General features: G+C 54.4%; 2 protein-coding genes and 2 pseudogenes. 2 read left to right on the forward strand and 2 right to left on the reverse strand.

Translation table 11 applies throughout. The features are described 5' to 3' along the window. Positions 1 to 312 precede the first annotated feature (312 nt). On the forward strand, positions 313 to 693 hold the full coding sequence (locus ACSZO1_RS22035; protein ID WP_437616484.1) for a (R)-mandelonitrile lyase: 381 nt from the start codon (positions 313 to 315) through the stop codon (positions 691 to 693). Positions 694 to 748: 55 nt separating this feature from the next. Beyond that, positions 749 to 1,642: pseudogene (locus tag ACSZO1_RS22040) on the forward strand (LysR family transcriptional regulator). Between the two features lie 33 nt (positions 1,643 to 1,675). Here the strand turns inward: ACSZO1_RS22040 and kduD are convergent. Both kduD and ACSZO1_RS22050 read right to left on the reverse strand, forming a co-directional pair. Further along, on the reverse strand, positions 1,676 to 2,437 hold the full coding sequence (gene kduD, locus ACSZO1_RS22045; RefSeq protein ID WP_437616482.1) for a 2-dehydro-3-deoxy-D-gluconate 5-dehydrogenase KduD: 762 nt from the start codon (positions 2,435 to 2,437) through the stop codon (positions 1,676 to 1,678). 188 nt (positions 2,438 to 2,625) lie between these two features. Then, positions 2,626 to 3,060, reverse strand: a pseudogene (locus ACSZO1_RS22050) (right-handed parallel beta-helix repeat-containing protein); the annotation flags it as partial. Positions 3,061 to 3,135: the final 75 nt, after the last annotated feature.

Here is a 3,135-nt window from a genome sequence, read left to right on the forward strand (position 1 = left end):
GGGTTCCGGCAGCCTTCAGTGGTCTTTGCAGAGTTAAGACAGGCGACTTAGCGTTGCACTTCGAACTTGAATCCGCCTAAAAACAATTATTTATGATAATGATTATTATTTAAATAAACCGCGCTAATTATGTGCGATTACGCCATCCGAAAACGCGTGTCAGAAAAGTCATCATCGCGCTAACGGCGACCTGTGCGCCGGAATAATGAATTTAGCTCATAAGCTCTGCCGGAAATGGCGCATAGTCTGACGCAGCAGATGCTCTATCATCCTCAGTGAAAAATGACCGTCTGTAAGCGAGGAAATAGCATGATCGAGATTAGTAAACATGGCGCAAAACCTGATGTGGCAGGCCCGGACAACTGGTTTACCGGCGCCGTTACCATTGCCGCCCCTTTTCAGGCCAGCGAACCGGCGCGCGTCGGCGGCGCAACTGTCACCTTTCAGCCTGGCGCGCGTACTGCCTGGCACACCCATCCACTGGGGCAAACGCTGATTGTTACCGCCGGTGAAGGCTGGGTGCAGGAGTGGGACAAACCAGCGCAGGCCATTGCAAAAGGTGATATCGTCTGGATTCAGCCGGGCGTAAAACACTGGCATGGCGCCAGCAGCGGCAACGCGTTAACGCATATCGCGATTGCCGAAGCGCTCGAAGGTAAGGTGGTTGACTGGCTGGCTGGAACATGTCAGTGACGCACAGTATCAGCAGTAGCTGTGGTCATCTCCCCGCCGCGGCTCTGGAGTGGGCATGTTAAAAGATAATTTTAATGATCTGATTTCATTACTGGTGGTGGCGCGTGAGCGCAGCTTCACTAAAGCCGCGGCAAAGCTGGGCGTCTCACAATCGGCGCTCAGCCATTCCATTCGCAGCCTCGAAGAACGGCTGGCGATGCGCCTGCTGACCCGCACCACCCGTAGTGTCGCCCCCACCGAAGCGGGTGAGCAGCTGATTAACGCCATCTCTCCGCACTTTACCAGCATTGAAGACCAGCTGATCGCACTTAACGATCTGCGCGATAAACCGGCCGGTAATATCCGCATCAACGCCGGTGAACATGCGTTGCAGTCAGTGTTATGGCCTGCGCTGGAGAAATTCCTGCCGCAGTACCCGCAGGTGAATGTCGAAGTATTTAGCGATAATTCACTGGCCGATATTGTCAGTGGCCGTTTTGATGCCGGTGTGCGTCTTGGCGAACAGGTGGCGAAAGATATGGTGGCGGTGCGTATCGGCCCGGATATGCGCATGCTGGTGGTCGGTTCGCCCGACTATTTTCGCCGTCATGGCAAACCGGAAACGCCACACGCGCTGCAGCAGCATCGCTGTATTAATATGCGCCTGCCGACGCTGGGTGGCCTGTACGCCTAGGAGTTCGCCAGAGATCAGCAGGAGATCCGCGTGCGGCTGGAGGGGCAACTGACGTTTAACAATCTGCAGCCGCGGATTAACGCCGCCCTCGCCGGACTCGGCCTGGCGTATGTACCGGAAGATACCGTGACGACGTTACTGGAAAGTGGCAAATTGCTGAGCGTGCTGGACGAATGGTGCCCTTATTTTCCAGGTTACTATCTCTACTACCCCAGCCGGAAACAGCATACCGTGGCGTTCGCCCGCTTAATTGACGCGTTGCGCTATACACCCTGAATACCCGCGACGTCCCTGTCGTCGGTTAGCGGCTTAACGCGCCAGCCAGCCGCCATCCACCGCCAGCGTATAGCCATTGATGTAGTCTGATGCCGGAGAGGCCAGGAACACTGCCGGGCCCATCAGGTCGGCTGGCAGTCCCCAGCGCCCCGCCGGAATACGGTCGAGAATTTCTGCACTACGGGCTTCGTCAGCGCGCAGCTGCTGGGTATTGTTGGTTGCCATATAGCCTGGTGCGATAGCATTCACATTGATGCCATGTTTCGCCCACTCGTTGGCTAACAGACGGGTCACCCCCATCACCGCACTTTTCGATGCCGTGTACGATGGCACGCGAATGCCGCCCTGGAACGACAACATGGAGGCGATATTAATGATCTTGCCGCCGTTGCCCTGTTTAATAAACTGTTTCGCCACTGCCTGCGAAATAAAGAACACCGCTTTAATATTCAGGTCCATCACATCGTCCCAGTCTTTTTCACTGAAATCGATGGCGTCCTGGCGACGAATAATACCGGCATTATTGACCAGAATATCGATATGACCGAACTCGGCCAGCGCACGCTCCAGCAGCGCAAGCACGGTGTCCAGTTTGCGCAGATCGGCGCTCAGGCTTAAGAAACGACGTCCCAGCGCGGTGACCTGCGCGATGGTCTCTTCTGGCTCCACCACGTTGATACCAACAATGTCGCAACCTGCCTGCGCCAGACCCAGCGCCATGCCCTGGCCGAGTCCGGTATCACAACCGGTGACCACAGCGACCTTACCCTGCAGTGAAAAATTCTCAAGAATCATAACATTATCCTTAGCTAATCGGCGCGATGCGCACAAATGGAAATCAGGGAACCGCCTGTGTTTGCTCAGTTTACGCCTTCCCTTGTTAATCTACAATAAAATTAAAACATCGTTTTATCTTTAACAAAACCACAAATCAAATAAATGCAAGTGCACGAACGGCAGGCACATCTGGCCTGCCTCGCGGTCTACAACGCATTTTTCCCGTCAGGATTGTCCGCCAGTGTCAGAAACTGGTTATCTTTCAGGCGCCCAGTCACCGCATCCGCGTATTCGGCGGCGCGTGAACGTAACGAACGATTGCCCTCCAGTACGCCCTGCTTCTCCACTTCGGTGTAAGGGCCTGGACGGAACAGGTAATTGAAGCGCACATTGTCGATGGCGACGTTATTGCGCACCTGCAATTCGCCGGGATTGAAATTATCGGTAAAGCCATCCATGCCATTTTCTATCGCCACGCTGCCGGAAATCTGATGCGCCACCGGTAGCCCTTCACCGCCGAGCTTGAAACCATTATTGCGGTTACGCAGCGCGATACTGTTTTCGATCACCACGCGACCGTTCGGCCCGTCTTCGATTTTGTTAAACAGGTCAAAACCGTCATCAATATTGTCGTGGGAGAAACCGCGAATTCAGATAATAAGTGCAACGCTTGGTCATGTGGATGGAGGGACGGTTAGCTACCGATAAGCTATCCT

This window comes from Erwinia sp. V71 (assembly GCF_965644245.1).
Lineage (GTDB): Bacteria > Pseudomonadota > Gammaproteobacteria > Enterobacterales > Enterobacteriaceae > Erwinia.